General features: G+C 47.4%; 23 protein-coding genes. 12 read left to right on the top strand and 11 right to left on the bottom strand.

The features are described 5' to 3' along the window. The first annotated feature begins 12 nt into the window (after positions 1-12). From ACWJAO_RS00115 to ACWJAO_RS00090, 6 genes are all read left to right on the top strand, one after another. Complete coding sequence (locus ACWJAO_RS00115; RefSeq protein WP_144152148.1) at positions 13-975, top strand: PCMD domain-containing protein; 963 nt, start codon at positions 13-15, stop codon at positions 973-975. A gap of 114 nt (positions 976-1,089) precedes the next feature. Further along, a complete protein-coding gene (locus ACWJAO_RS00110; RefSeq protein ID WP_449138893.1) occupies positions 1,090-2,229 on the top strand; it encodes a BamA/TamA family outer membrane protein in 1,140 nt (379 codons plus the stop codon). Between the two features lie 67 nt (positions 2,230-2,296). Further along, complete coding sequence (locus ACWJAO_RS00105; RefSeq protein ID WP_449138832.1) at positions 2,297-4,033, top strand: sulfatase-like hydrolase/transferase; 1,737 nt, start codon at positions 2,297-2,299, stop codon at positions 4,031-4,033. 148 nt (positions 4,034-4,181) lie between these two features. Then, positions 4,182-5,711 carry a carbon-nitrogen hydrolase family protein gene (locus ACWJAO_RS00100; protein ID WP_117587178.1) on the top strand — a complete coding sequence of 510 codons (1,530 nt, stop codon included), beginning with the start codon at positions 4,182-4,184 and terminating at the stop codon, positions 5,709-5,711. Between the two features lie 65 nt (positions 5,712-5,776). Further along, positions 5,777-6,904 (top strand): o-succinylbenzoate synthase, encoded by a 1,128-nt coding sequence (locus ACWJAO_RS00095; RefSeq protein WP_449138831.1) that lies wholly within the window; start codon positions 5,777-5,779, stop codon positions 6,902-6,904. Then, positions 6,901-7,884, top strand: coding sequence for an AMP-binding protein (locus ACWJAO_RS00090; protein ID WP_449138830.1), 984 nt, complete (start codon positions 6,901-6,903; stop codon positions 7,882-7,884). The genes ACWJAO_RS00095 and ACWJAO_RS00090 overlap by 4 nt, the downstream gene beginning before the upstream one ends. Here ACWJAO_RS00090 and aroB read toward each other — a convergent pair. After that, positions 7,871-8,917, bottom strand: coding sequence for a 3-dehydroquinate synthase (gene aroB, locus ACWJAO_RS00085; protein ID WP_449138829.1), 1,047 nt, complete (start codon positions 8,915-8,917; stop codon positions 7,871-7,873). The genes ACWJAO_RS00090 and aroB overlap by 14 nt on opposite strands. Positions 8,918-9,134: 217 nt before the next feature. Between aroB and ACWJAO_RS00080 the strand changes: the two genes are divergently transcribed. Next, positions 9,135-12,113 (top strand): TonB-dependent receptor, encoded by a 2,979-nt coding sequence (locus tag ACWJAO_RS00080; RefSeq protein WP_449138828.1) that lies wholly within the window; start codon positions 9,135-9,137, stop codon positions 12,111-12,113. A gap of 154 nt (positions 12,114-12,267) precedes the next feature. Here the strand turns inward: ACWJAO_RS00080 and ACWJAO_RS00075 are convergent, their stop codons facing one another. The 4 genes from ACWJAO_RS00075 to ACWJAO_RS00060 form a co-directional block, all read right to left on the bottom strand. Then, positions 12,268-12,861, bottom strand: coding sequence for a porin family protein (locus ACWJAO_RS00075; protein ID WP_264900596.1), 594 nt, complete (start codon positions 12,859-12,861; stop codon positions 12,268-12,270). Positions 12,862-13,190: 329 nt separating this feature from the next. After that, positions 13,191-13,613 (bottom strand): RNA-binding S4 domain-containing protein, encoded by a 423-nt coding sequence (locus tag ACWJAO_RS00070; RefSeq protein WP_022121567.1) that lies wholly within the window; start codon positions 13,611-13,613, stop codon positions 13,191-13,193. Positions 13,614-13,661: 48 nt separating this feature from the next. Next, on the bottom strand, positions 13,662-14,234 hold the full coding sequence (gene pth / locus ACWJAO_RS00065) for an aminoacyl-tRNA hydrolase (protein ID WP_449138827.1): 573 nt from the start codon (positions 14,232-14,234) through the stop codon (positions 13,662-13,664). A gap of 53 nt (positions 14,235-14,287) precedes the next feature. Next, entirely contained in the window at positions 14,288-14,893 is a 606-nt protein-coding gene (locus ACWJAO_RS00060; protein ID WP_287819298.1) for a 50S ribosomal protein L25/general stress protein Ctc, read from the bottom strand. A gap of 284 nt (positions 14,894-15,177) precedes the next feature. Between ACWJAO_RS00060 and nusB the strand changes: the two genes are divergently transcribed. The 5 genes from nusB (at position 15,178) to ACWJAO_RS00035 (ending at position 18,714) form a co-directional block, all read left to right on the top strand. Continuing rightward, entirely contained in the window at positions 15,178-16,260 is a 1,083-nt protein-coding gene (gene nusB / locus ACWJAO_RS00055) for a transcription antitermination factor NusB (protein ID WP_449138826.1), read from the top strand. Positions 16,261-16,341: 81 nt separating this feature from the next. Next, positions 16,342-16,662 (top strand): preprotein translocase subunit YajC, encoded by a 321-nt coding sequence (gene yajC, locus ACWJAO_RS00050; RefSeq protein ID WP_449138825.1) that lies wholly within the window; start codon positions 16,342-16,344, stop codon positions 16,660-16,662. Continuing rightward, positions 16,655-17,635, top strand: a complete 981-nt coding sequence (locus ACWJAO_RS00045) for a CdaR family protein (RefSeq protein WP_449138824.1) — start codon at positions 16,655-16,657, stop codon at positions 17,633-17,635. The genes yajC and ACWJAO_RS00045 overlap by 8 nt, the downstream gene beginning before the upstream one ends. A gap of 45 nt (positions 17,636-17,680) precedes the next feature. Then, positions 17,681-18,253, top strand: a complete 573-nt coding sequence (gene coaE, locus ACWJAO_RS00040) for a dephospho-CoA kinase (RefSeq protein WP_449138892.1) — start codon at positions 17,681-17,683, stop codon at positions 18,251-18,253. An 11-nt stretch (positions 18,254-18,264) separates the two neighbouring features. Next, a complete protein-coding gene (locus ACWJAO_RS00035; protein ID WP_449138823.1) occupies positions 18,265-18,714 on the top strand; it encodes a DUF5606 family protein in 450 nt (149 codons plus the stop codon). Positions 18,715-18,784: 70 nt separating this feature from the next. Here ACWJAO_RS00035 and ACWJAO_RS00030 read toward each other — a convergent pair whose 3' ends face one another. The 6 genes from ACWJAO_RS00030 to ACWJAO_RS00005 all read right to left on the bottom strand — a co-directional run bounded on the left by ACWJAO_RS00030 (position 18,785) and on the right by ACWJAO_RS00005 (position 25,517). Further along, positions 18,785-20,143, bottom strand: coding sequence for an MATE family efflux transporter (locus tag ACWJAO_RS00030; protein WP_449138822.1), 1,359 nt, complete (start codon positions 20,141-20,143; stop codon positions 18,785-18,787). Between the two features lie 239 nt (positions 20,144-20,382). Beyond that, complete coding sequence (locus ACWJAO_RS00025) at positions 20,383-21,339, bottom strand: phage antirepressor (RefSeq protein WP_449138821.1); 957 nt, start codon at positions 21,337-21,339, stop codon at positions 20,383-20,385. Between the two features lie 123 nt (positions 21,340-21,462). After that, positions 21,463-22,023, bottom strand: coding sequence for a DUF5675 family protein (locus tag ACWJAO_RS00020; RefSeq protein ID WP_449138820.1), 561 nt, complete (start codon positions 22,021-22,023; stop codon positions 21,463-21,465). A gap of 13 nt (positions 22,024-22,036) precedes the next feature. After that, positions 22,037-24,703, bottom strand: a complete 2,667-nt coding sequence (locus ACWJAO_RS00015; RefSeq protein WP_449138819.1) for a hypothetical protein — start codon at positions 24,701-24,703, stop codon at positions 22,037-22,039. A 281-nt stretch (positions 24,704-24,984) separates the two neighbouring features. After that, complete coding sequence (locus ACWJAO_RS00010) at positions 24,985-25,380, bottom strand: hypothetical protein (protein ID WP_449138818.1); 396 nt, start codon at positions 25,378-25,380, stop codon at positions 24,985-24,987. Continuing rightward, positions 25,362-25,517, bottom strand: a complete 156-nt coding sequence (locus ACWJAO_RS00005) for a hypothetical protein (protein WP_153073965.1) — start codon at positions 25,515-25,517, stop codon at positions 25,362-25,364. Before ACWJAO_RS00005 ends, ACWJAO_RS00010 begins: the two co-directional genes overlap by 19 nt. Positions 25,518-26,213 lie beyond the last annotated feature (696 nt).

Here is a 26,213-nt window from a genome sequence, read left to right as displayed (position 1 = left end):
AAAGCAATAGATATGAAAAAACAGGTAATTTTCGGCATTGCATTAGCGCTTGCTATTTTGTCATGTCTTCCTATGCAGGGACAGAAAAAAGTGGTTCCTCTGAAATATGGAAATATGGACTACTGGGTAATCAGAAATATCAAAGAGTCGGCTATCATTGGTGGTAATCAGAAAACCATTTATGCCGTAGGACCTAATATGACTATCCAGGGTAATACTCCTTATACCAATAAGGGTGGGTCTCCTTGGGGCTCATCCAATGTCTTGGCGCATGTTTCCGGCATTTACAAGACCAATAATTCGGTTTTTCGTGACAGGCACGGCAGTGGGCATTGCGCCAAACTGGAGACTCATATAGAAAAGGTAAAGGTGTTGGGACTTATCAATATCAAGGTACTTGCAGCCGGTTCCCTTTTCCTGGGAGATGTTCGTGAACCGATTACTAGTACCAAGGATGGTCCGAAGGCCATCAACTGGGGCATTCCGTTTACGGCACGTCCTAAGGCTCTGCGTTTCGATTACAAGACCTACCTTCCTAATGTTGCCAACCGAATCAAGCAGAATGGATTCAGTGGTGCCTCTACAGTGGCAGGAAGAGACCATGCCATCGTGGTGCTCTATCTTCAGAAGCGTCACGAGGATGCCAAGGGTAACATCACTGCCAAGCGAGTGGGTACGATGGTGGTAAGATACGGCAAGAGTACGAATGGATGGGTGGAAGATGCAACCTATACCATCCACTATGGTGATATCCGTCAAATGGCTGGCTATCATGCCGCAACGATGGGACTCCGTTCTACCGATTATGCCCGCAACAGTAAGGGTAAGAGTGTGCTTGTAAGAGAAGTGGGATGGGCTGCTGCCGATGAAACGCCTACTCATCTCGTTCTCCAGTTCTCTTCTTCGGATGGCGGTGCTTATATCGGAACACCAGGTAACACCTTGTGGATAGATAATGTATCACTGGTATATTAATAATGTGTCACTGGTATATTAATGAAGTGTCACTGGTTTATTAGTAAATGACGAAAATAGAATCAACAGGAAAATATTGACTTTATGAAGCATATTCTAACCATACTTTTTGCGATGATGACATTGAGCAGCTATGCCTCGGAGCCAATTTCTTCAGATTCCCTCTCTTCTGAGAAGGTGGATACTGCCCAGCAGGTCAAGAAATCGTGGATGACACGATTCCTTGACTACTTCAATGATGCTAACAAGAACAAGCATCATAAGCGGTTCGACTTCAGTGTAATCGGAGGTCCTCATTATGCTTCCGATACCAAGTTTGGTCTGGGAATGGTGGCAGCAGGACTTTACCGCACCGATCCTAACGATAGCATCTTGCCACCTTCCAATGTATCGCTTTTCGGTGATGTCAGTTCGGTGGGCTTCTATATGTTGGGTGTTCGGGGCAATCATATAGCTCCTGCCGGTCGTTACCGCATCGATTATCACCTTTATTTCTATTCCTTCCCTTCCGATTTCTGGGGAATCGGTTACGAGATGGGCGATAACGATGACAACAAGAGTGATATGAAGCGTTGGCAGGCTCAGGCAGAAGCCAGCTTCCTGTTCAGGGTAGCCGATAACTTCTATGTGGGACCTGTGGCAGCTTACGACTATGTGATAGGCAAGCAGATAGAACGACCGGAATTGCTGCAGGGGATGGATAAGCATATCTGGAATGTAGGAGCGGGTGTATCTCTGGTTTGTGACAACCGGGATAATCTCACCAATCCGCACCGGGGTATCTATCTGAATCTGAAGCAGATGTTCAGACCAAAATTTATGGGTAATGATTATGCCTTCAGTACGACTCACTTCCGTTTTGATGCCTATCAGCGACTGGGCAAGGGAACGATTCTTGCCGAGGATTTCGGAGCCAATCTCAATTTCGGCAATCCTTCTTGGGGAATGATGGCAGAACTGGGAGGTACCTGTTCGATGCGCGGCTACTACGAGGGCCGTTATCGCGACAAGCATTCCCTGGAGGCTACCGTGGAGTTGCGACAGCATGTCTGGAAGCGAAATGGTATTGTGGTCTGGGCTGGAGCAGGTACCGTTTTCCCTAAGTTCTCTGCGTTGCGAAGCAGACAGATTCTGCCGAATGCAGGAGTAGGCTATCGCTGGGAGTTCAAGAAGAATGTGAATGTACGATTGGATTATGGATTTGGAAAGTCAGGACAGTCTGGCTTCCTCTTTAATATCAACGAGGCATTTTAATGATGTCTTTTCACGAAATACTTATGATGCATTTCCGTGATATGCTATATATAATAAGGTGTAGTCTATGAATTATTCTATATGTAATGCTATATATAATAAGTTGTCTTCGGGCACCTTCCTTTACTGGTATGCGGTGGTGTCATTGCTGCTGCCCAATATCGCCCTGTGCTTTACCGAAAGACTTTCTTTCTGGACGGGCGCAGCCAATGTGCTGTTGCCTCTGGCACTGTATATGTGGTTCTTTTCTGTAGCCAGATATCCGGGCAAGATGGTATGGTGGGCATTTCTCTTTGTCTTTTTCGCCGCTTTTCAGCTGGTATTGCTCTATCTCTTCGGAACGGGAGTGATAGCGGTGGATATGTTCCTGAATCTCGTGACCACCAATCCGGGAGAAGTGATGGAACTGCTGGACAATCTGTTGCCTGCCGTGGTAGGTGTTTTTGTGATTTATCTTCCCTTGCTCATCCTGGCTGTCATCCATATCAGGAAGAAGCATCAGATATCCGTCTCTTTCCAGCATCATATCCGCAAATGGGTCATGGAGGCTGGATCCATCGGCCTCTTCTGTCTCCTTGCCTGTTATGTAGTGGTGGATGGTTACCGGATGCGCAATCAGCTTTATCCCGTCAATATCTGCTATAACCTCTATCTGGCTTTCGAGCGCAATGCAGCGTCCGAGAATTACCAGGAGGCAAGCCGTAACTTCCGGTTTGATGCCCGGAGTGGGCACGATGCGGAAGCTCCCGAAGTGTATGTGATGGTGGTGGGAGAGACGGCACGAGCCCATAATTTCAGTCTCTATGGCTATCCTCGGAATACCAATCCGCTGCTTTCCAAAACGCCGGGTATCACGGTTTTCCCTGATGCAACCACGCAGAGCAATACCACCCACAAGAGTGTACCGATGCTTCTGTCGGCAGCTTCGGCAGAGGATTTTCCACGCCTCTTTCATGAGAAAGGCATCCTGGCAGCCTTCAGGGAAGCCGGATTCCATACCGTGTTCATCAGCAACCAGTTGCCCAACCATTCGTTTATCGATTTCCTGGGAGAGCAGGCTGATGAGCATTACTTTCTGAAGAAGGAAGAATCTGCCCAGGGCACTCATTACGATGAGAATCTGTTGCGGAAACTGGATAAGATCTTGCCGGAGGCTGATGCTTCATCCTCAGCTCATTACCGTTATCGCAAGCTCTTCGTGGTACTTCATACCTATGGTTCCCACTTCAATTATCAGGAGCGTTATCCCCGCAGCTTTGCTTACTTCAAGCCTGATGGCAGGAGTGAGGCAATGCCGGAGAACCGGCGTGACCTGCTGAATGCCTACGATAATACCATCCGATATACCGATTATATCCTGCATGGGATTGTGGAGCGACTGCAGAAATGGGAGCTGGTTCAGGCTAAGGCTAGGAATAAGCCGGATGGCATATATTGTCAGCCTACCTCGGCGATGCTCTATACCAGTGACCATGGCGAGAATATCTTTGATGACAATCGGAATCTCTTCCTCCATGCAGCACCGAAGGCATCTGATTACGAGCTTCATGTGCCTTTCATCATCTGGACCTCGCAGGGCTTTGATAAGAAATATCCGAAGGTAGTGAAAGCGCTGGCGGATAACCATACCAAGCAGGTTCAGACAAGTCTTTCGGTATTCCATACCCTGTTGAGCATCGGTGGCATCCAGACCCGATACCGCCAGGATGAACACTCGGTGGCAAGTGAACTGTATCACCCGGGCAGGTTGCTATATCTGGATGACCACAATGAGGCAATTCCGCAGGATGAGGCTAAATATTAGCACAAATCTTTCATCTCAGGGGGGATTTTCTTCAAATATATGAAAAGAGTTTTCGTAAATGTCAATTATTTGCGAAAACTCTTTGTCGTATCTATATTTTGCTGTATCTTTGCACTCGGATTTAGATAATAATAAAAATACAGTTGTTATGGAACCAACTCGAAAAATCGAAAAGGTAGGCATGCGCAACCTCCGTATGGAGGATTATGATCAGCTTGCCAAGTCGTTTAAGCGTATTTACGCAGACTCAGATGTATTCTGGACAAAAGAACAGATTAAGAAACTCATTACTATCTTCCCTGAGGGACAGGTGGTTATTATCGTTGATGATAAGATTGTGGGCTGTGCGCTCTCTATTATCGTCAACTATAATATGGTGAAGGGCGATCATACCTATGCTCAGGTTACGGGTAATGAAACCTTCAACACCCACGACCCTAATGGCAATATTCTTTATGGCATCGAGGTGTTTATCCATCCTGATTATCGTGGATTGCGCCTGGCTCGCCGTATGTATGAGTATCGCAAGGAACTCTGCGAAAAACTCAATCTGAAGGCTATCATGTTTGGCGGTCGTATACCAAACTATCATAAGTATGCCGATAAGATGCGCCCTAAGGAGTATATCGAGCATGTAAGAAACCGTGAGATTTACGACCCGGTTCTTACCTTCCAGCTTTCTAATGATTTTCACGTGCGCCGTGTCATCCGCAATTATCTTCCTAGCGATGAGGAGAGCGAACACTGCGCAACCCTCTTACAGTGGGATAACATCTACTATCAGCCACCTACGGATTCTTATGTAGACCGCAAGCCAACCGTAAGAATCGGACTGGTACAGTGGCAGATGCGTCCATACGCTTCGGTGGATGACCTCTTCGAACAGGTAGAGTTCTTCGTTGATTCCGTGAGCGATTACAAGAGCGATTTCATCCTCTTCCCTGAGTATTTCAATGCGCCTTTGATGGCTCGTTTCAACGACTTGGGTGAGGCGCAGAGCATCCGAAAGATGGCTCAATATACCGAAGAGATTCGTGACCGATTCCGCGAGTTGGCCATCAGTTACAACATCAATATCATCACGGGTAGTATGCCTTATCTCAAGGACGATTCCCTCTATAATGTCGGTTTCCTCTGCCGCAGAGATGGTAGCGTGGATATGTATGAGAAGATTCACGTAACTCCAGATGAGCAGAAGTGCTGGGGATTGAGTGGTGGTAGCCATATCCAGACTTTCGATACCGATTGCGGTAAGATTGGTATCGTTATCTGCTATGATGTAGAGTTCCCTGAGTTGTCAAGATTAATGGCTGAGGATGGCATGCAGATTCTCTTCGTTCCATTCATGACCGATACCCAGAATGCTTACTCCCGAGTAAGAGTCTGTGCCCAGGCACGTGCCATCGAGAACGAGTGCTATGTAGCTATTGCGGGTAGTGTGGGTAACTTGCCTCGTGTTCATAACATGGATATCCAGTATGCCCAGAGTGCCGTGTTCACTCCTTGTGACTTTGCCTTCCCTAACGACGGCAAGCGTTCTGAGGCAACACCTAATACCGAGATGATTCTCGTATCAGATGTTGATTTGAACCTCTTGAATGAGCTTCATACCTATGGTGCCGTAAGAAATCTTCGCGATCGCCGCAAGGATCTCTACGAATTGAAGCAGAAAAAGTAAGTGATGAAGAAAACTCAACATTCAACACTCAACATTCAACATTTAACACTTAACATTTAAATAAAGTGTATAAAATAGAAATCTCGGAGCGCACGCTCCACTTTAAGCAGCCGGCAGGCACGTCTCGTGGGGTTTATACCACGAGACACAGTTATTATCTCACCCTCACTTCGGATGAAATGCCGGAAGTAGAAGGGGTGGGTGAGTGTGCTACGCTCCCTGATCTCAGTTGCGATGCCAAACCGGAATATGAGATGACCTTGCGACAGGTTTGTCAGATGGTAGAGCAGATGGGACGCATTCCTTACGATATGATTCGTGCTTATCCGAGCATTACTTTCGGTCTCGAAACCGCCTTTGCTTCGTTTTTTGATGCAGCGAAGAAGAAGTTGGGGACAATGAATCTGTCTGAAGGAAAGACTTCTGTCGAAATACTGAAGGAGGCAGGAATCTCTGTTCCTATGGGAATGGAGAATCTTGTTGATCTCTTCGATTCTCCTTTCGGTAGAGGAGAAGAAGGCATCACAATCAACGGACTGGTTTGGATGGGAACCTATGAAGAGATGCTGGCACGACTGGAGGAGAAACTCCAGGCGGGTTTCCATTGCGTGAAACTGAAGATTGGTGCCATCGATTTCTTCAAGGAACTTGATCTCATCAAGCGCATCCGTTATGTGTATACCAAGGAGCAGGTAGAATTGCGTGTAGATGCCAATGGTGGCTTCTTGCCGGAGAATGCGATGAGTCAGCTGGAGGCTTTGGCTAAATATGACATTCATTCGATAGAGCAGCCTATCAAGCAGCATCAGTGGCCTAAGATGGCCCAGCTTTGTCGCGAAACGCCGCTTCCAATCGCCCTGGATGAGGAGTTGATAGGTGTGAATGTTAGAAGTATGAAGCAGGCTTTGCTCGATACCATCCGTCCTCAGTATATCATCTTGAAGCCTTCGCTTCATGGTGGAATCTATGGATGTAACGAGTGGATAGAACTGGCTAACCAGCGTGGCATCGGCAGCTGGATTACTTCTGCTCTTGAGAGTAATATCGGTCTGAATGCTATTGCTCATTATGCAGCTAAAGTATACGGACCGGATGTACGGATGCCGCAAGGCTTGGGCACCGGTCAGCTCTTTACTGATAATATACCGATGCCTTTGGAGATTCGTGGTGATAAACTGTTTGTAGTAAAATGACTTTAGAAGAATTCCTTTCAGAATGGAATAACGGTAGCGACCGGGTGCTTGTTCATACCAGTGGTTCTACAGGCAAGCCCAAACCGATGATGGTAGAGAAGAAGCGAATGCTCAACTCGGCCCGCATTACCTGTGATTTCCTGGGATTGAAACCTGGTGATAGCGCCCTGCTCTGCATATCGCTCGATTATATTGCAGGTAAGATGGTGGTGGTGCGGAGTATAGAGCGCCATCTCCATCTTATTTCTGTTTGCCCAAGTGGGCATCCTTTGAAAGATGTAAATGAAGAGATTACCTTCGCTGCAATGGTCCCGATGCAGGTTTATAATACCTTGCAGGTTCCTGAAGAGCGGGAGCGACTCTGCCGCATCAGGCATCTTATTATCGGTGGCGGAGCCATAGATGAGGCTCTCGAACAGGAACTGAAGGCTCTTCCCGGAGATATCTCCATCTGGAGTACCTACGGAATGACCGAAACTCTCTCGCATATTGCCCTGAGAAGAATTAACGGTGCTGAGGCTAGCGAATGGTATCAGCCTTTTGATAGTGTCCGTATCAGTCAGACTGATGAAGGTTGTCTGGTGATAGATGCTCCGCAGGTCTGTGCTGAACCCCTGGTAACGAATGATATCGTGGAGATAGAGCCTTATATATATAATAAGGTGGAAAAGCTCCGTTTTCGCATCAAAGGCAGAAAAGACAATGTGATTTGCAGTGGAGGTATCAAAATACAGATAGAAGAGGTTGAGACTCTGTTGAAGCCTTATCTCGAAAAACCTTTCATGATTGTCAAGAAGAAAGACGGGAAGTTTGGAGAGATTGCAGTTCTCCTGACGGAAGATGAGGAGATAGAAAAAGTAGAGGCGACTGTCCGCCGCCTCTTATCTGATCATAAATATTGGATTCCAAGGGAATTTCTTCATGTAGATCATCTTCCGCTTACCGAAACCGGAAAGCCGAAGCGCTCTATCCTTCTCTGAAGAAATCGAGTGCTTCCTTGATTTCTTCTGTCGTAGCCGTCTGGTTGATACGGATATCGCCTATGCCGCCCAGCATCGTGAAGTTGATGATGCCATTCTGGTTCTTCTTGTCATGATGCATCAGCTCGATGAGCTCATCATAGTCATCGCAGGTAATATCCAGGGTACCATAGTATTCCTTGATGAAGTTTACGGTCTGGCGCATCTTCTCTGTAGGAAATCCGGTCTTGGCAACACTCAGATAGAGTTCTGGGATGAGACCGAATGCCACAGCATAACCATGCAGGATAGGCTTGCGTTTCAAAGCCCAGCTCTCGAATGCATGACCGAAAGTATGACCTAGGTTCAACGCCTTGCGGATGCCCTGCTCGTGAGGATCCTGCTCTACAATGCGCTCCTTTACCTTTACACTGTCGCCTACCATGCGTTGCAGCTGCTTCAAATCAGGCTTGTCGAGGTCGAAACTGACCAGTTCTTCCCACATTGCTTCTGTAGAAATCAGACCGTGTTTCAGCATCTCTGCATAGCCCGAACAGATGTTTTCTGCATCGAGCGTCTTCAGGAACTTTGTATCGAGAATTACAAACTTAGAATCATTGAACACACCTACTTCGTTCTTCAGTCCGCCGAAGTTGATGCCTGTCTTTCCACCTACCGATGCGTCTACCATAGCCAGTAGGGTGGTAGGAATATTGATAAAGTTGATACCTCTCTTAAAAGTGCTGGCAGCAAAGCCACCCAGGTCGGTTACCATGCCGCCGCCCAGATTAATCATACAGGAGTGGCGTGATGCTCCTCCCTCCTGCAGTCCTTTCCATACCATCATCAGACTCTCGATGTCTTTATGGCTGTCGGTAGCCGGAATAGTGATTACATGTGCTTTCTTCATGCAGTAAAACTTCTGCAGTACGGGCATGCATAGCTCCAATGTCGTAGTATCTGTAAGCACAAAAAGCTTGTCGTGCTCGCATTCTGAAAGTGCACTTACCAGTTCGCTTTCCAGTTGGGTTGATATGATTACTCTTTGTTCCATAACATTCTAACGTATTAATTTTTGTGCAAAGATACATTAAAATGGAGACAATACAAAAAAAAAGTTGCTAAATTTGCGTTTTTTATCTCATAATGCATTAAACCTTGGTGTATTTAGCGCGTCAAAACTACCAGATTAACAAAAATGGTCATCAAATATCATAACGGTTAAGCGAAAATAACGAACAAGTGAAAATAATAATAAATAAAAAATAGGAATGAAAAAATCGATTCTAACGATGCTGCTGCTGTTGATGGCAATAGCATCCTTTGCTCAACAGCGACTGATATCGGGTCAGATTACCGACCGCGATACCAAGGAGGCCATTGAGCAGGTAACTATTCAATTGCTTAAGAGCGACAGCACGTATGTAGCTGGTGCCATCAGCAATGAGAACGGACTCTTTCACGTCACCGCTCCGGCTAATGGCAAGTATCTGCTCAAGATTTCGAGTGTAGGATATAAGACTACCGTGAAGCGTATCGAGATATCAGAAGACAAGGACCTGGCTATGGGAAAGATTGTGCTGGGGGCTGAGGCTATCATGCTGAAAGGCGCCGTGGTAACAGCTATGGCTCAGAAGGTAACCCTGAAGGAGGATACTTTCGTGTACAATTCTTCTGCCTATCGCACACCGGAAGGTTCGGTAGTAGAGGAACTTGTAAAGCGTCTGCCGGGTGCAGAGGTGAGCGATGACGGTACTATCAAGATTAATGGTAAGGAAGTTAAGAAGATTCTGGTAGACGGTAAGGAGTTTATGACCGGCGATACCAAGACTGCCCTAAAGAACCTGCCTACCAGCATCATCGAGAAAATCAAGGCATACGATGAGAAGAGTGATCTCTCTAAGGTGACAGGTATTGATGATGGTGAGGAACAGACCGTGCTCGACTTCGGTATCAAGAAGGGTATGAACAAGGGTCTGATTTCTAATATAGACCTGGGCGTGGGCAACAAGAGCCGCTATAACATGCGTGGTATGGGAGGTTATTTCAATGATAACAACCGATTCATGCTCTTTGCCAATGCCAATAACACCAGCGACCGTGGTTTTGGCGGCGGTGGTCCCGGTAGAGGATTCGGAGGTGCCAACGGCTTGAATGCCAGCAAGATGATAGGTGCCAACTACAATTACGAACTGAAGGATAAGTTCAAGTTCAACGGTAACCTCCGCTGGAATCACAGTGATGGCGATATGTGGAGCCGTGTGGCTAGCGAGAACTTCCTGGGCAATTCCTCTTCTTTCGGCAACAGCTTGAGCCAGAATTTCTCTCGCAGCAACAGCTGGAATGGTAACATCCGTTTGGAGTGGATGCCAGACTCGATGACTAATATCCTCTTCCGTCCTTCCATCTCATGGAGTACCAGCGACGGCAGAAATACCGGATTGTCTGCCCAGTTTAATGACGATCCTTACGAATATGTGGATGATCCGCTTCAGGATGCTTTCCTGAAAGACCTATCTACGGGTGATAGCAAGAGTAAGCTGAATGAACTTCAGAAACTGGTCAACAGTCAGGAGAACAGCGGCTTGAGCTATTCTGATAATAACAATATGAAAGGTATGCTGCAGTATAATCGCAAGCTGAACTCCCAGGGCCGTAATATCACGTTCCGTGCCGATGCCAAGTATACGGATAAGGACAGCAAGAGCATCTCGCTCAAGAATACCCGCTATTATCTTACGGAATTGGAACAGGGCAAAAAGGCATCAGATATCAACCGCTATAATCTGACTCCTTCCAAGGATTACAGTTATGCGGGTCAGGTTACCTATAGTGAGCCTCTCTGGAAGGCTACCTTCCTGCAGTTCAGCTATAAGTTTACCTACAGCTATTCCAAGAGTGATCGCAGCACCTATCGTTTTGATGATTATTCTTTTGATGGCATTACTCCTGTTTACCGTACCTGGGACAGCTATCTCGACAAGGTAGGAAGCAATTGGGAGGATACCAAGGATGATGATCTGAGTAAGTATTCTGAATATAAGAACTATACTCACGATATCCAGGTGATGATGCGATTTATCCGCAATAAGTATAATCTCAACTTCGGTGTGATGATTCAGCCACAGCGCTCCAACTTCATCTACGATTATATGGGCAATCATACGGATACCGTCCGCACGGTTACCAATTTCAGCCCTACGCTCGATTTCCGTTACCGCTTCTCCAAGATGAGCAACCTGCGCATCAACTATCGCGGTACAACCTCGCAGCCAAGCATCTCGCAGTTGCTGAATGTGGTGGATGACAGCGACCCGCTGAACATCTCGAAGGGTAACCCGGGTCTGAAACCTTCGTTTACCCAGAACTTCCGATTGTTCTACAACAACTTCGTGCAGAATCATAACAAGGGTGTCATGACGTTCGTTAACTTCTCTACCACCCGAAACAGTATCAGCAATAAGGTAGAATACGACGAGAAAACGGGTGGACGCACCACAACCCCAGAGAATATCAACGGCAACTGGAATGTGATGGGAGCCTTCATGTTCAACTGTTCTATCGACAGTGCGGGTGTCTGGAATATCAATACCGGAGCTCATGCTAACTATAACAACTATGTGAGCTATCTGAGTGTTGACAAGAATTCAAGTTCTCTGAAGAATACCACCCGAAGCCTTACATGGCGCCAGAATCTCTCTCTGAGCTATCGTAACGACTGGGCTGAATTCTCGCTCGATGGAACGCTGAGCTATAACAAGGCGAAGAACAAGCTCCAGCCAACCAGCAATCTCGAGACCTGGCAGTTCTCTTATGGTCCTAGCATGACGCTTACAGCGCCTTGGGGCACCAGTCTGAACACCAGTCTCTCTATCAGTAGCCGCCGCGGTTATAGCGACAGCAACATGAATACCGATGAGTTTGTATGGAATACGCAGCTCTCTCAGGGGTTCCTGAAGGGCAAGCCTCTTACCATCATGCTGCAGTTCTACGATATTCTCCGCCAGCAGAGTACCTTCTCTCGTGCCATTTCTGCTACATCCCGCACGGATACGGAGTATAATGCCATCAACAGCTATGCGATGCTTCATGTAGTATATCGTTTGAATCTCTTCGGAGGCAAGCAGGCTCGCAATGGTGGACCTGAAGGACCTGGTGGTCCTGGTGGTCCTGGTGGTCGTCCAAACTTCAGTGGTCGTCCATTCAATGGCGGTTTTGGCGGTGGTCGTCCAGGCGGCAGAATGTTCTAAAAAAGAAAATGAAGTAAACTTCATTTTAAACGATAGTAAGCCTCACTCCATGTTTACGTGAGGCTTATTTCAAACAGATATGACGAGAAAAAAAATCCCCGCTCTTCGTAATGAAGAACGGGGATTGTTATTTTGTCTTGTCAAGAGTTCTCGATTAGAGAGCGAACTTGTAACCCAATGTAATCTGGAATACAGAGTTCTTGCTATCAGCGCCGTCCATAACCTTTGTTACACCGATGTTGTAGCGAGCATCCAGACAAACATTCATGTACTCGTAAGAGATACCTACAGGAACTGAGAGGTCGAATGACTTGAATGCATCATCGAGGTTTTCAGTAACAGAAAAACCACCAGCCTTGGCTGTAACCTTGCTGCTTACCTTGAAACCTGGCTGAAGACCAGCCTTGAGAGCCAAACCCGGAGCTACGTAAACATTAGCGAGGATTGGAATGTTGAGATAATCGTTCTTGATAGTTGCTGAAGCTTTAACACCCTTTTCTTCTGCATCGCCCTTAGCTCCCTGCATAGAGTAGAGCAAACCAGCACTAAGACCGAACATAGGAGAAACGTGATACTCCAACTCTGCACCTGCCACTACACCTGCGCGAGTCTTTGAATTATCGAGGTCAGTCATGTCTGCGATGCTCAAACCTACCTTAGGCTGAATGGTGATGTCACCTGCATTGTACTGTGCGAAAGCACCTACTGAAGACAGCACCATAGCTGCCATAACGAATAATTTTTTCATAATCTCTAATATTTTAAATTAATAGTATATAATGCTCATATAAAGTATGATTGGTTATCAGTGTGTATGCTGATTCCATCATTTTTACTAGGTGCAAAGGTATGTTTTTTCTCTATTCGCTCCAAATATTTTAAGCATTATTTTTAAATAAGCAGCAAAATATCACATATAAGTTTCTATTTCGTATATTTTTAGCAATAATTATCCCAATTTTCTTGCATCGTATCTTAAAATGTTGTATCTTTGCAAAGTAAGAAAGAATGGAAAATAATTATGACTACACAATAAAACTCCCCCTATACTCTTTGAAGTGTAGGGGGAGTTTTATTTTATTCTTCATCTTCGTCCCAGTCTTCTTCGTCAAATCCAAACATGGCGGGATCTACGAAGGCGTCCAGGGCTCGGCGTTCCTTCTTGGTTGGGCGACCAGTGCCTCGGGCCCTGTCTACGAATCCGCTGATGCGGCTCATCTCCAGGAGCTCGTATTGCTTAGGGTCGGTTACGTTTTTATAGACACCATACAGCATCTTGGCGCCTACGCGCTGCTCTATGCAGTCGAGAACCTCGAAAGAGTAGGTGATAGGGGCTTTCTTTACGCTCACCACATCGCCACGCTTGATGATGAAGGAAGGCTTTCTCGTTACGCCTCCTACCATGACGCGGCCATTCTTACAGGCATCGGCAGCAATGCTGCGGGTCTTGTAAATGCGGGCAGCCCAGAGCCACTTGTCTATTCTTGCTGATTCTTTCATGATTTCTAATGCTTATGGAGATTAATCACTAATAATTGATCACTATAATTACTTCTTTCCTAGCTTATTGTATTGGTTCATGGTGATGTCGATACCAGCCAATACGAAGCTCTTGATAATCTCTACACCCAGGTCGATGGCTAGCTGCAGCTGCTTCATGTCTTCCTCAGTATATTTGCCCAGCACCCAGTCTATCTGGCCGCCACGTGGATAATCGTTGCCGATGCCCATGCGCAGGCGGGCATAGTTCTGACCGATAAGCTGCTGGATATGTCCCAATCCGTTATGACCGCCGTTGCTGCCGTTCGCCTTCAGTCGGAAAGCACCCAGAGGCAGGGCTAGCTCATCGCTGATAACGAGCAGTCGGCTCTGGTCAATCTTTTCCTGATTCAGCCAATATCTTACCGCATTACCGCTGAGGTTCATGAATGTGGTAGGTTTGAGCAGGAAAATCTTTCTTCCCTTGAGCGTAGTCTCGGCTACGAAGCCATATCGCTTATCCTCAAAATGAATATTGGACGCTTTAGCAAAAGCGTCCAATACCATAAATCCTGTGTTGTGCCTGGTGCCGGCGTATTCATCGCCAGGGTTACCAAGCCCACAAATCAAATATTTATCCAATGTTTGATAATGCTTTACTCAGGTTCGTAAAATCTCTAGATGACTCAGCGAGATTAAGCCTCTGCATCATCAGCAGCCTGAGCTGCGAGCTGAGCGTTACGTGTCATCTTGATAGAGCAAACTACGACAGCCTTGCTTGTAGCCAACTCGAGACCCTCGAATGAGAGGTCACCTACCTTGATGCTCTTACCGATCTTCAACTCAGTAACGTCGATATCGAGGTGCTCAGGAATAACCTGGTAAGGAGCTGTAACGTTGATCTTACGGATAGAGAGGTTCATACGACCACCATCACGTACACCCTGTGCAAGACCTGTCAACTTAACTGGAATACCGATAGTGATAGGCTTCTGGTCGTTAACCTCGTAGAAGTCAACGTGCAGAGGAGCGTCTGTTGTTGGGTGGAACTGGATCTCCTTCATGATAGCAGTATGGTTCTCACCGTCGATGATGAGGTTGATAACGTATACATGAGGAGTGTAGATGATTTTACGCAACTCAGCGAATGGAACTGCGAATGACAAAGCCTCAGGAGCACCGTTCTCGCCCTTCTTCTCACCATAAAGGTTACATGGAATCAAACCTTCCTTACGCAATGTCTTAGAAGCTTTCTTGCCAAGGTCTGTACGCTTCTGACCTGTTACATTAATCTCTTTCATTTTGTGTTACTCTAAATTAAGTTATTAATAAAAAATGTGCCTTAACTCGCCATCACACGGATTAGCTTTGCTTAAAGCGGGTGCAAAATTACGAAAATTATTTGGAATGAGCAAACTTTTTACAGAAAAACATGTTCTACATGCAGAAAAAATATTGAAAATACAATTTTTTGCTTAAATAAACTGAAATTTTTGCCCGTTTTCTTGTCTATTACCTATTTAATGTGTATTTTTGCAAGCGTATTAGGTAATTTAATAAATGAATCTTTTAAAAACATTAGAGAATGATTAATAGGGATTTGATAAGACGTAAGATTGTGCAGTTAACCTACGCATACTATCAAAACAGCGATCATAACATGGAGAACGCTGAGAAGGAGCTGATGTTTAGTCTCTCCAAGTCATACGATTTGTACAACTACATGTTGCAGCTCATCGTTGCCATCACCCAGGAGGCACGCAAGCGCTACGATGTAGATGTAGCTCGTGCCAAGAGAGAGGGTGAGCAGGAACCTTCACCACGTTTTGCATTCAATAAGTTCGCTCTGCAGCTCGAAGAGAACAAGATGCTGCTCGAATGGATAGATGTTAAGCATTCCAACTGGGATGAGGATATCGAAATGGTGCGCAAACTGTATACTGCGATTACGTCTAGCGATCTCTATGCTGATTATGTCAGCGGTGCTATTGATGAGGAACTCGCCGATCTCGACGAGTACAGCCGCGACCGCGAGGTATGGCGCCGCATCTACAAGCAGTTCATTCAGAATAATGAAGATCTTGATGCATTCCTCGAGGAGAAGAGCCTCTACTGGAACGATGACAAGGATATCATAGATACTTTCGTATTGAAGACTATCAAGCGTTTCGACCCGGAAGCTAAGGCCAAGCAGGAATTGCTGCCAGAATATAAGGATGCTGAAGACAGAGAGTTTGCACGCAAGCTCTTCCGTGCTACCATCCTCAACTGCGATACCTACCAGCGCTATATGAGCGAGGCTTTGCGCAACTGGGATTTCTCACGTCTTGCCTATATGGATGTGATTATCATGCAGATTGCCATCGCTGAGATTGTGAACTTCCCTGGCATCCCGGCTACCGTCTCTATCAACGAGTATGTAGAACTTGCCAAGGCATACAGTACTCCTCGCAGCGGCGGTTATGTTAACGGTATGCTCGACAGCATCTGCCGCGAGCTCATCAACCGCAACCTCATCCAGAAGGAGTTGCCAGAGCGCAAACAGCACCAGCATCCACAGCACGGCGAACATGCCGACAACCAGCATGCTGACAACCATCGCCCTGCAGCTCAGCGCCCAGACTCTCGTCGTCCGCGCTTTCATCGCGCTCCGGGCAGGGGTGAGTAAATAATGGAGGCCTCTTTTTCGGAGGTCACACATTATTATATATATAGGAAATAAAATAATAATAGATAATACTTTAACGACATGACAAATTTACTATTAGGTGCACAGGCTGCCGGTGGTGGTAGCAGCATGAGTTTTCTCATTATGATGGTAGCTATCTTCGCTATCATGTGGTTCTTTATGATCCGTCCTCAGCAGAAGAAGCAGAAGGAAATCCGCAAGTTCCAGAATGCTTTGGCAGAGGGTACTAAGGTTGTTACAGGTGGCGGTGTTTACGGCACTGTTAAGCGTGTTGACCTCGAGGCTAACACTGTTGATGTTGAGATAGCTCGTGGCGTGGTAATCACTGTAGCTAAGGGCTACGTGTTTGCTGATGCAGCTAGTCAGACACCTAATGCATAGTATCACGAACATATTGAAAGCTGTCAGAAACTTCCTGTTCAGTGGTCTGAATAAGGAGTTTCTGATTTTTTTGTTCTTTCTCGCTCTCAGCGGCATCTTCTGGCTGATGATGACGCTCAATGAGACTACCGAGAGAGAATTCAATATTCCTGTGCAGTTAACCGGCGTGCCCCGCAATGCGGTGATAACCGGCGAACTCCCTGATACCGTGCATATTACGGTGCGCGATAAGGGATTCACCCTCGTTACCTATGCCTACGGAGGCAAGATTCATCCGCTCACATTCCGTTTTGCCAATTATGCCGATGAGGAAACGGGAACAGGACAGATTCCGATGGCCGATGTGCAGAAACAGGTGGCATCCCAGCTCTATGGCTCTACCAAACTGCTCTCCATCAAGCCGGCAAAATACGATTTCTTCTTCACCTACGGCTCTTCCAAGCGAGTGCCTGTGGTGTTCAGAGGCAAGATTACAACCAGCAAGAGCTATTATCTGGCGCATACCGAATTTCTGCCGTCTACGGTTACGGTTTATGCCAACAAGAAGCAGCTCGATGAGTTAAAATCGGTAGAAATCGAGCCGTTCAACATGCGCAATCTGCAGGATACCATTCATCGCAGCGTGTCGATCAAGAAGATACGTGGCATGAAGATTGTGCCTCAGATGGTGCGCCTGGCGGTATATCCTGATGTGCTTACCGAGGAGTCGGTCGATGTGCCTGTTACGGCTATCAATATGCCTGATAACATGGTGCTCCGTACCTTCCCGTCTAAGGTTTCGGTAAGATTCACCATCGGAGCCAGCCTCTTCAGAACCATCAAGCCGAGCCAGTTTAAGGTGGTAGTAGATTATAACGATCTGGCTAACAACCCTTCTGATAAGTGCCCTCTCCAGTTGCGCAGCGTGCCGCGCTCGGTGAGCAAGGCGCATCTCGAACTGGAAACGGTAGATTATCTGCTGGAACAGCAATGATAGTTTACAGTTGATAGTTTACAGTTTATAGTGATAGATACTATGATGAAGATAGCTATAACGGGCGGTATAGGTAGCGGAAAGAGCTATGTGTGCCGGATATTGGAGAAACTGGGCGTCAGGGTTTACGACTGCGATGCTGAGGCTAAGCGGCTCATGCGTACCGATGCCCGTTTGCAGGCTGGCTTGAAGAAGCTGGTGGGCGAACTGGTTTACAGCGCAGAGGGTGTTTTACAGAAGCCTGTGCTGGCTCAGTTTCTGCTTGCCAGCGAGACTAACAAGCAGGCTGTCAACGATGTGGTTCATCCGGCTGTGGCGCGCGATTTCGAGCAGAGCAGCTACGAGTGGATGGAGTGTGCCATCCTCTTCGATAGCGGTTTCCATCGCCGCATCCACCTCGATTTCGTGGTCTGCGTAACGGCTCCCGTCCCGGTCCGCATCCAGCGCATCATGCAGCGCGACCATATCCCGGCAGAGAAGGCGCAGCAGTGGATAGATGCCGTCATGCCGCAGGAAGAACTTGCAGCCCGCTCCGATTTCGAAATCGTGAACGATGGCGTGCAGGATATCGAAGCACAGGTAAGGCGATTATTGAATATAATTAATAATAAAGAATAACAGAAAAGACAATGGAAACAATCCTTTCAATTGCAGGCAAGCCAGGCCTTTATAAATTGGTATCAAGAGGTAACAGAAACCTCATCGTAGAAACTCTCGATGAGACTCACAAGCGTATCCCAGCTTTCGCTACCGACCGCGTAACAAGCCTGGGTGATATCGCTATGTATACAGACGCTGATGAGGTGCCACTTTGGGAAGTACTCGACAACGTAAGCAAGAAGGAAGAGGGCAAGCCTAGCACTTTCAACTACAAGAAGGCGCCTGTTGCTGAGCTCCACGCTTATTTCGCTGAGGTTCTTCCTAACTACGATCGCGACCGTGTTCACGATAGCGATATCAAGAAGCTCCTCCAGTGGTACAACATTCTCGCTAAGTACGGCATCACCGATTTCAAGGCTACTCTCGCTCCTACAGAGGGTGAGAATGTAGATGATCGTGCTGAGCAGACTGCTGAGTAAGAATAATAATACTATATTTGTTAAAGGGTGTTCATATTTCTAGAAATAGAGTATGAAACACCCTCTTTTTTTATTCCTCAATCTTCTTCAGTTCCTTCTCAAATCTTCTTCGATACATTTCTCCCGCTATGGTCAGACCGAACGGGAAGGCGATCCAGATACCCAGGATGCCCAAGCCGCAAGGGAAACCTAGGGTGTAGCCCAACGGCAAGGAGATGACGAAATAGGCGATGAAGGCATAGAGCACCATCGGCTTTACACAGGCGATGCCGCGCAGCGCATTGGCAAAGGTATACTGCAGTCCGTCGCCAAACTGATATACCATCATCAGGATAATCAGCGTAGCCACATACGCCTGCACCTCCACATTATCGTTAAACCAGCCACCTATCTGATGGCGAAGCAGGAACACCGGCAAACCCATACACAGCGAGAACAGCAGGTTCAGACGGAACCCGTCGTAGGCATTGCGGCGAACTGCCCCGTAGTCCTTCTGACCCATAAAATGGCTCACGCGGATAGCCAGCGCTGCCGCCATGCCCGAAAGTACGAGATAGAAAAGCTGCGAGAGGGTAATCATCACCTGATGAGCCGCCAGCGGAATGGTTCCCAGCCAGCCCACCATCACACAACTCAGCGTGAAGGCAGCCGACTCCATGCCCAGCTGCAGAGCCACAGGCCAGCCCAACCGGTTCATCTCCCTGAAATCAGCCTTGGTCAAGGAACTGTGCAGAATATCGCGCCTGTATTCCCCGAAATTCTTGCCCAGCATCAGTATGCCCACCATCGCCAGCGCCATCAGAATACGGCTCACCAGCGTTGAAATACCGGCTCCCAGCAAACCCAGCTCCGGGAAGCCCGCCACACCGTAAATCAGCACCCAGTTGCCCAGAATATTGATCACGTTGCCGCCAATCATCGCCCACATCGCCACCTTGGTCTGTCCTAGTCCGTCAAGAAATTGCTTCATCGTGAAGAAGATGCCCATGAAGAGCACCGAGGCGAGGTTTACCAGAAAGTAAGGACGGATGAGCGAGAGCAGCTCTTCAGGCTGTCCGATGCGCCCCAGATTCAGGTAGAGCACGATGAGGGCGAGGGTGAAGATGATTCCCGTCAACATATTGGCACAGAAGGCATTGCGCACTTTCTGTCCGATGCAGTCGGTCCGTTCCTCGCCGTAGAGCCGTCCGATGATAGGAGTGAGTCCGTAGGTGAATCCCATATAGGATACGAAAACGAGACCGAAGATATTGTTCACCAGTCCGGCAGCCGCCAGTTCGGGTGTACTGTGATGTCCTATCATCAGCGTATCAGCAAATCCCAGGATAATGGTACCCAGCTGTCCTATGATGATAGGAATGCCGATAGCCAGCAGTTCCCGGTAGTGATGTTTTCTGTTTGTCGTTATTGATGTCGTATGATTATTCATATTTGCTTTTAATTACTAATCTATTTCCTTTATTCTGCTTAAGAGCGTGCAAAGTTACGGCTTTATTCACTAACTACCAAATTTTTCTCCCCTTTTTTTAGGGGACCAGCGATGGAATCGCTGGGAACGGGGACGCAAAGGGGCAGGAAGAGGCTTTCCCCCTTCCTACCCCCGTTCCCAGCGATTCCATCGCTGGTCCCCCGGCCTTTTTACCTTTTTACCCTTTTACTTTTTTACCTTTAAAGGCCCTTTTTTACTTTTAAATGTATAAACTTCCTTCCTCTTTCGGTCCATACGAGGTAGGGGTGGGTATAGGCGGTGCCCAGCTTCTCCTGTGCGCCATCGCAGTGAGGGTCGGCGAGGGTAGAGTAGCGGGTGCGGCTCTTCGCCAGTCCCATGTGGGCATAATCGGCATAGAGCAGATACTGGCCGCTCTGGTAGTACTGGATATGGAGGGCACAGAGCTGGCGGTTCAACTCTTGCGCCGTGATACCCAGCTCCTTCGCAATCTGCGTGGTGGTATAGCAGGAAACAGAGTTGAGAACATTGTCGGTGTAGAGCGCTTTCGGCAGAAGATGATCTACCTGATTCTCCAACTGGATGATGTTCTCACCGTTCTTGGCGATGCAAACCACCTGCTCATCTACCACACCGTTCAGCCTACGAATCTCCGTATCCTGTTCTCCGATAAGCTTCTTCTGCTGATCAATCTGCAGTTGCTGGTTCTTCAGCAGATTCTCCTTCTCCTTGAGTGTAGCTCGGAGAATCTCTTCGGCATGTCGAATCGTCTCCTCATCACTCTCGCCCTGCTGTAGCGGAATATAACCGCCCGTCTTGCGAATCTGCGGCAGCACCTCGGAAGTAACCCAGTTCTTAAACTTCACCGCCGTAGGAAGCTTGGACCCGAGCACCAAAGCATAGAATCCGCTCTCGTTGACGAAGAACATCTGCTGGAGTCGTTCTGATGGGGTTCCATCCTTACGCAGGCTTCCCGATACCTTGACGCTGTGTTTCACAGCGTCAAGTGGGTTAACTAACTGAGCTACAGCGCATCTTGCTCTTTTATATCCCAGCACATCACAGACATCTTTCGCGCAGAACAAAGGGTCTCCGTTTTCATCGGTCAAGGTGCGAATCTTACCGAATTCAGGGTTTTCAAACACGACAGCATTACCCGCTGTCTTTTCATTCTTCATCTCTTCTTTTTTTGTTTTATAATTTTTTTCCATGATAAAAAATGTATTAAAAATTAATCACTAAAAAATAATCACTATTAATTCAACACTAAAAATTCAACATTCAACACTCAACATTCAACATTATAATATGGTTATCCAAATGCTCTCCTCCCTGTCCCTCGCTGCGGTAATGGCATTGATGAGGCGATGGAGCCAGATGCGGGAGTTGACAACCATGCCTTTTACACGGTTCTCACCCACCAGGATGCAGCCTTGCGTATCATCGGGATAATTGCCGGCATGGATGCGGATGCCCTCAAAATCGGGGACACCCAACAGCAGCGGCAACCACATCTTAAACCTCGGCGACTTGCTGACCACCACCGGATAAGTACCCTCAGGTATCGCCGTCTTGCCCTTCATCTTCTGCGCCTTCTTGCCCGAAACACGCCCCAACCGCACATTCTCCTCGGCAGGACTCAGCTCCACACCTAGAATGTTGCGCCAGCACGGCTCCAGCGTATCACAGAAATATGAGTCGGCATTCAACTTCTCCGGCGGTACCTCGCATACCGTCTTCAACTTCCTGTACTTGTTCACGCCCTCAATCGTGCGCTTCTTCACCTCCTCATCCTTCAGGATGTAAAGGCGACCTATCGTGTAGGTATTCTTCTTCGCTATACGTTTTATAACTATCTGCATAAGTCAAAATAATTTAATGTTCAATAACCATACCGTCGTGGCGGTACTTAAGCTTCTGAAAACTGTCACAACTGTCACAACTGTCACGCTTGCCGTCCTGCTGCGACGCTCGCTCTATATAATTCCGGTGCAGCCACTGCCTGATCATCATCCGGGTACCCTTCGCATCCAGTCCATGCTCCACCCGGATGGCAAGCAACTGCTGAGCCGTAAACACATCGGGTAAGAGCTGTAAAAGATTCTGAGGTCCGCGTTTCGAACTCTTCTCCGCATAATTGTTCTCCTTCGCAATCATGTCGCCGAAGAACCGCATCTTGCAATACAGGTCATACTGCTCGCTCCAGCGGATAAACTCGTCAATCTCCGGCTCCCACTTGCAACCATTGGCTACATACAGCACACACGCCTTCAGATAAGCGATGACGTTGGCACGGAACGAGAGATTCTCAAACGTCCTGTCCTGCGACAACCGGGCAAACTCAGCATTCTCATCCTTCAGCCTGATGGCAAGCTGAAACGCCTCCTTACACTCAATCAGTCCCGTTACTTTGTTCAGATTTTCGATGTAGGGCCGTAGCGCCTCACGGTACGCATCATCATAAGTTCCGTAAACAGGCATATCTTCGCCGATTTCCCTTTCGGGGATGGTGCAGAAGTTGATACGGCTGATAGGTCCGTCGGTCAGAACCTTCGAGAAGTAACGCTGACCCTTCTGGATGGTGGTAGATGCATTCCAGTTGAAACGGATGGTAACACGCTCCGTGACACTCATCGTTCCTACGCGAGTTTGTCCGTATTTGTTACCTGGGTCTGCGGCGAGACACATGATGCGGAACTGCTGGCTTCCGGTACCCTTGAGGGCATCAAACTGGTCGAGCTCATTGAGCGAAGTATAGAGGAAATGTTCCTGCGCTTCAGCCGTTCTCATCACGAAAGCCGGGTTCGTCATATCCGCATCAATCTCCTGTATAATCAGGTTTTCAGGTCGCTTGCGCTTGTCCTTGTTGGCACCCTTGCGCTGCATCTCATCCTTCCACGCCTTCTCGCGTTTCAGGTTTTCAGCATCTCTCTTCCTGATATCCTCCATAATGAAATCGATGGGCCTGTTCACGCTGCTCTTACCCGCTCCGGTACCCGCAAGCAGCAGCATCATCAGTCTCGCCTCGTGCTCCACGTTGTCAATATACCGGAACCTCGTTTTCCAGAGATGCGTGGCAAGTGGCGGGAAGATAGCGTGCGCCACAGCCGGCTTGTAAAGTTCCGGTGTCTTCGATATCAGCAGCGCCACCAGCTTCGGCAACTTCTTCGGCATCTCAGGCGGGTCAGGATAATCCTCGTCGGTACTTTGAACTTTGAGGTTTGAACTTTGAACTTTATGATTAGCATCAGCCCTATTAACTGTTAACTGTAAACTATTAACTTGTTGATTACCCCTATTAACTGTTAACTGTAAACTGTTAACTATCTGCTTCGCCTGTTTCTCCGCCTGTGCGTTCACCCTCATCACTTCCCTCGACATCGGCTTCGAACTGTCAGCATATTTCGCATAGAAATCGTGAATCAGTTGGTGGCAGTCGTTCTCCTGATAGTAGCTCGGCATTTTCACCTTCACCACCTTCATCAGTTCCTCTTCCTCCATCACCCTCGAAGCACCGGCGCTCATGATAGCCAGCAGCGAGGAGTGTCTCGACCCCACGGTATCAATCTCCATACCCCCGAGTCCGGCAGCCTGTGTAAAGAGGTCGAACGCAATCAGGTTCTTCTCCCTGGCTCCCAGTCCGCCAGCATCTTGATTGCCTCCAGAATGCCCGATATGAGGAGCATCAGCACCATGGCTATTACCAGATTGGGCAGGCTGAACAGCAGAGCCAGCAGAAACAGCAGGATGGCCGTCAGAGCCCGATAGTCTATTATTTTCATTATTCTTGTCATTGCTATTAACTTTTAACTGTAAACTATTATCAGCATCAGCCCTATTAACTGTAAACTGTAAACTATTAACTTTCCCAGCTCTTCCGTCCACGATCAGTCCGCGGTCCAAAAACGCCTGCCTTCGCATCAGAATCTCCTTCTCCGGCAGCACGGCGCACCACATCTTCGACCTGTAGATTTCCGAGTCCTTATCGGTGAGATAAATCATTCTTTCGGGCGTGATGCAGCTTTCGTCATAGGGCACCCCCAGCGCCTCGCAATACGCCTTCTGCGTCTCCTCGATGGTCATTCCCACCGGCAGTCTGATACCGATGTGCAGCTTCTTGCGGGCACTGTAGCAGAGGTGCAGCAGCGAGCCGTTCCAGATGCCGCTAGAGCAGTTCAGCTCCCTCGCCTTCTCGATGGCCTTGTCTACATACTCCCTGTCGTCCACGTCGATGATAGTCTGGAACATGAAGCTCTCGGGCTGGGCATTCTCCTGCCTGCGCACATTGTTCTTGAAAATGCCGTAGTGGGGACAGAAGAAAGGCAGTTCGCTCTTCAGCCTGTCCTGCGCCTTCTTCACCGCCTGAGCATCGTTGGCATTCACCTTCGGGATAGGCAGTTCGCCCCTGATCTGCTGAATCATCTTCCTGATTTCCGGCGATGCAATCACCTTGTCATACACCGCCATACTGTTGGAAAACACCTTCCCCTTATTGCCCTTGCGATAAGGGTTCAGTGCAATTACATGTTGTGTTTCTGTCATATTATTTCGTTAATAAAAGATTGGTTTGTGGGGTAATCCCCTCTTCCGTTTTCACCACTTTCAGCCGTCCGTAAGGAGGAGGACTGAACTCATACGCTTTCACTTCCATCATTTTAAATAATTTAGAAGATTGGGGGCTCCCACCACGGTTGATGTGCAGATACACAAAAGCCCCCGAAACTCAGACCGCATTGGTTCTGAATTCCGGGGGCAAAGGTAAGGGGAAATCCTGACATTTACCTAGTACGTACTATGTACGCGTACTAGTACTACCAGTCAGTTTAACCTCTGATAGCAGGCATCACTTTTTCGAGGAAGGCAGTCGTTTTCTTCTGTTCCATTCCTCGGTTGCAAGCGGTTCTCATCGAGTTCGGATTAGGACCCCAATAATTGCCGAATACACTCCATATATTCTTGATTTTCAACTCTATACCTATCTGATTGGCAAGGACGGCAGCTTCGGATGTAGATATTCCTGAAGGCATGAAATCTTCGGTTACTACACCGATGTCCATCAGGTTATGCATGATCTTCTGCGCCTTTTCCGTTTTCAGCTCATCGGGCATCTCCGCATTTCTGCATGAGTGTTGCTCACAGGCATTGCTGCCATAATAGTTCTCCACATGCTCGAAGTAAGAGCTACCAGCGTTCATGATGATCATTCTTTGTCCAGACATCTCTCATCCTCCTTTCCCTGATAGTTGTTCATGTGTTCGATGTACTGTCCACCATTCATCTGGATTGTATTGTTGATAACGATGGTGAAATGCTTTATTACAAAGCGAATAAATTTTCTATAGAAAAATAATTTCATCTTCCTTTATTGTTTTTATGTTGATTATTAATTGTTTCCTCCTCATTTTAGCAGAGGTCGTGTGTTTGCGCTAACGTTTTTAGCGTAAGCCGCTGGAGGCTGCCGAGCGCCTACTATCGTAAGGTGTGGGGGCGGGTAGGTTGCGTGTTTACTTTCTGGTTGTTGATATAGTATTAAGTTGATACTTGGTCGCAGATGCCTGGCATCTCGACCGATTGTTTGTTGTTATAGCATACGACAGCTTGCTTAGGAATTCTCCTAAGCTTCCGAAACATCTCTCCTTCATAAAGTCGAGGTGATTGCTTGTGATATGCCTCATTTTTTTCATAATTAAAAATTTCGTGCAAAGGTAATAAAAAACATTCAAATAACCAAATAAAAAGCGAGCGTTATAGCGCTCACTTTAATTTAATATTTATTATACATACGTGTGATGTTTTTAACAGATTAAAAGCAATTCCCCCTCACACCTCCTGCAATTCCCCTTCACGCCTCCTGCCATTCTCTCACACCCCCTGCCATTCACTCACACCCCCTGCCATTCTCCTCACGCCTCCTGCCATCCCCCTCACGCCCTGTTTTACTCTAATTGAGCAAGCTTTGAGCGTATTTTTTAACGTTAATTATGCTTAACGACCCTTGGGTCTTGCCTGATGAAGTTTGCGTCATAGTATTCACCTTTTTCCACGAGGGTGA

The sequence above is a fragment of the Segatella sp. genome (assembly GCF_977051555.1).
The sequence above is the reverse complement of the archived record's forward strand: the minus strand, read 5'-3'. Positions and strand labels throughout refer to the sequence as shown.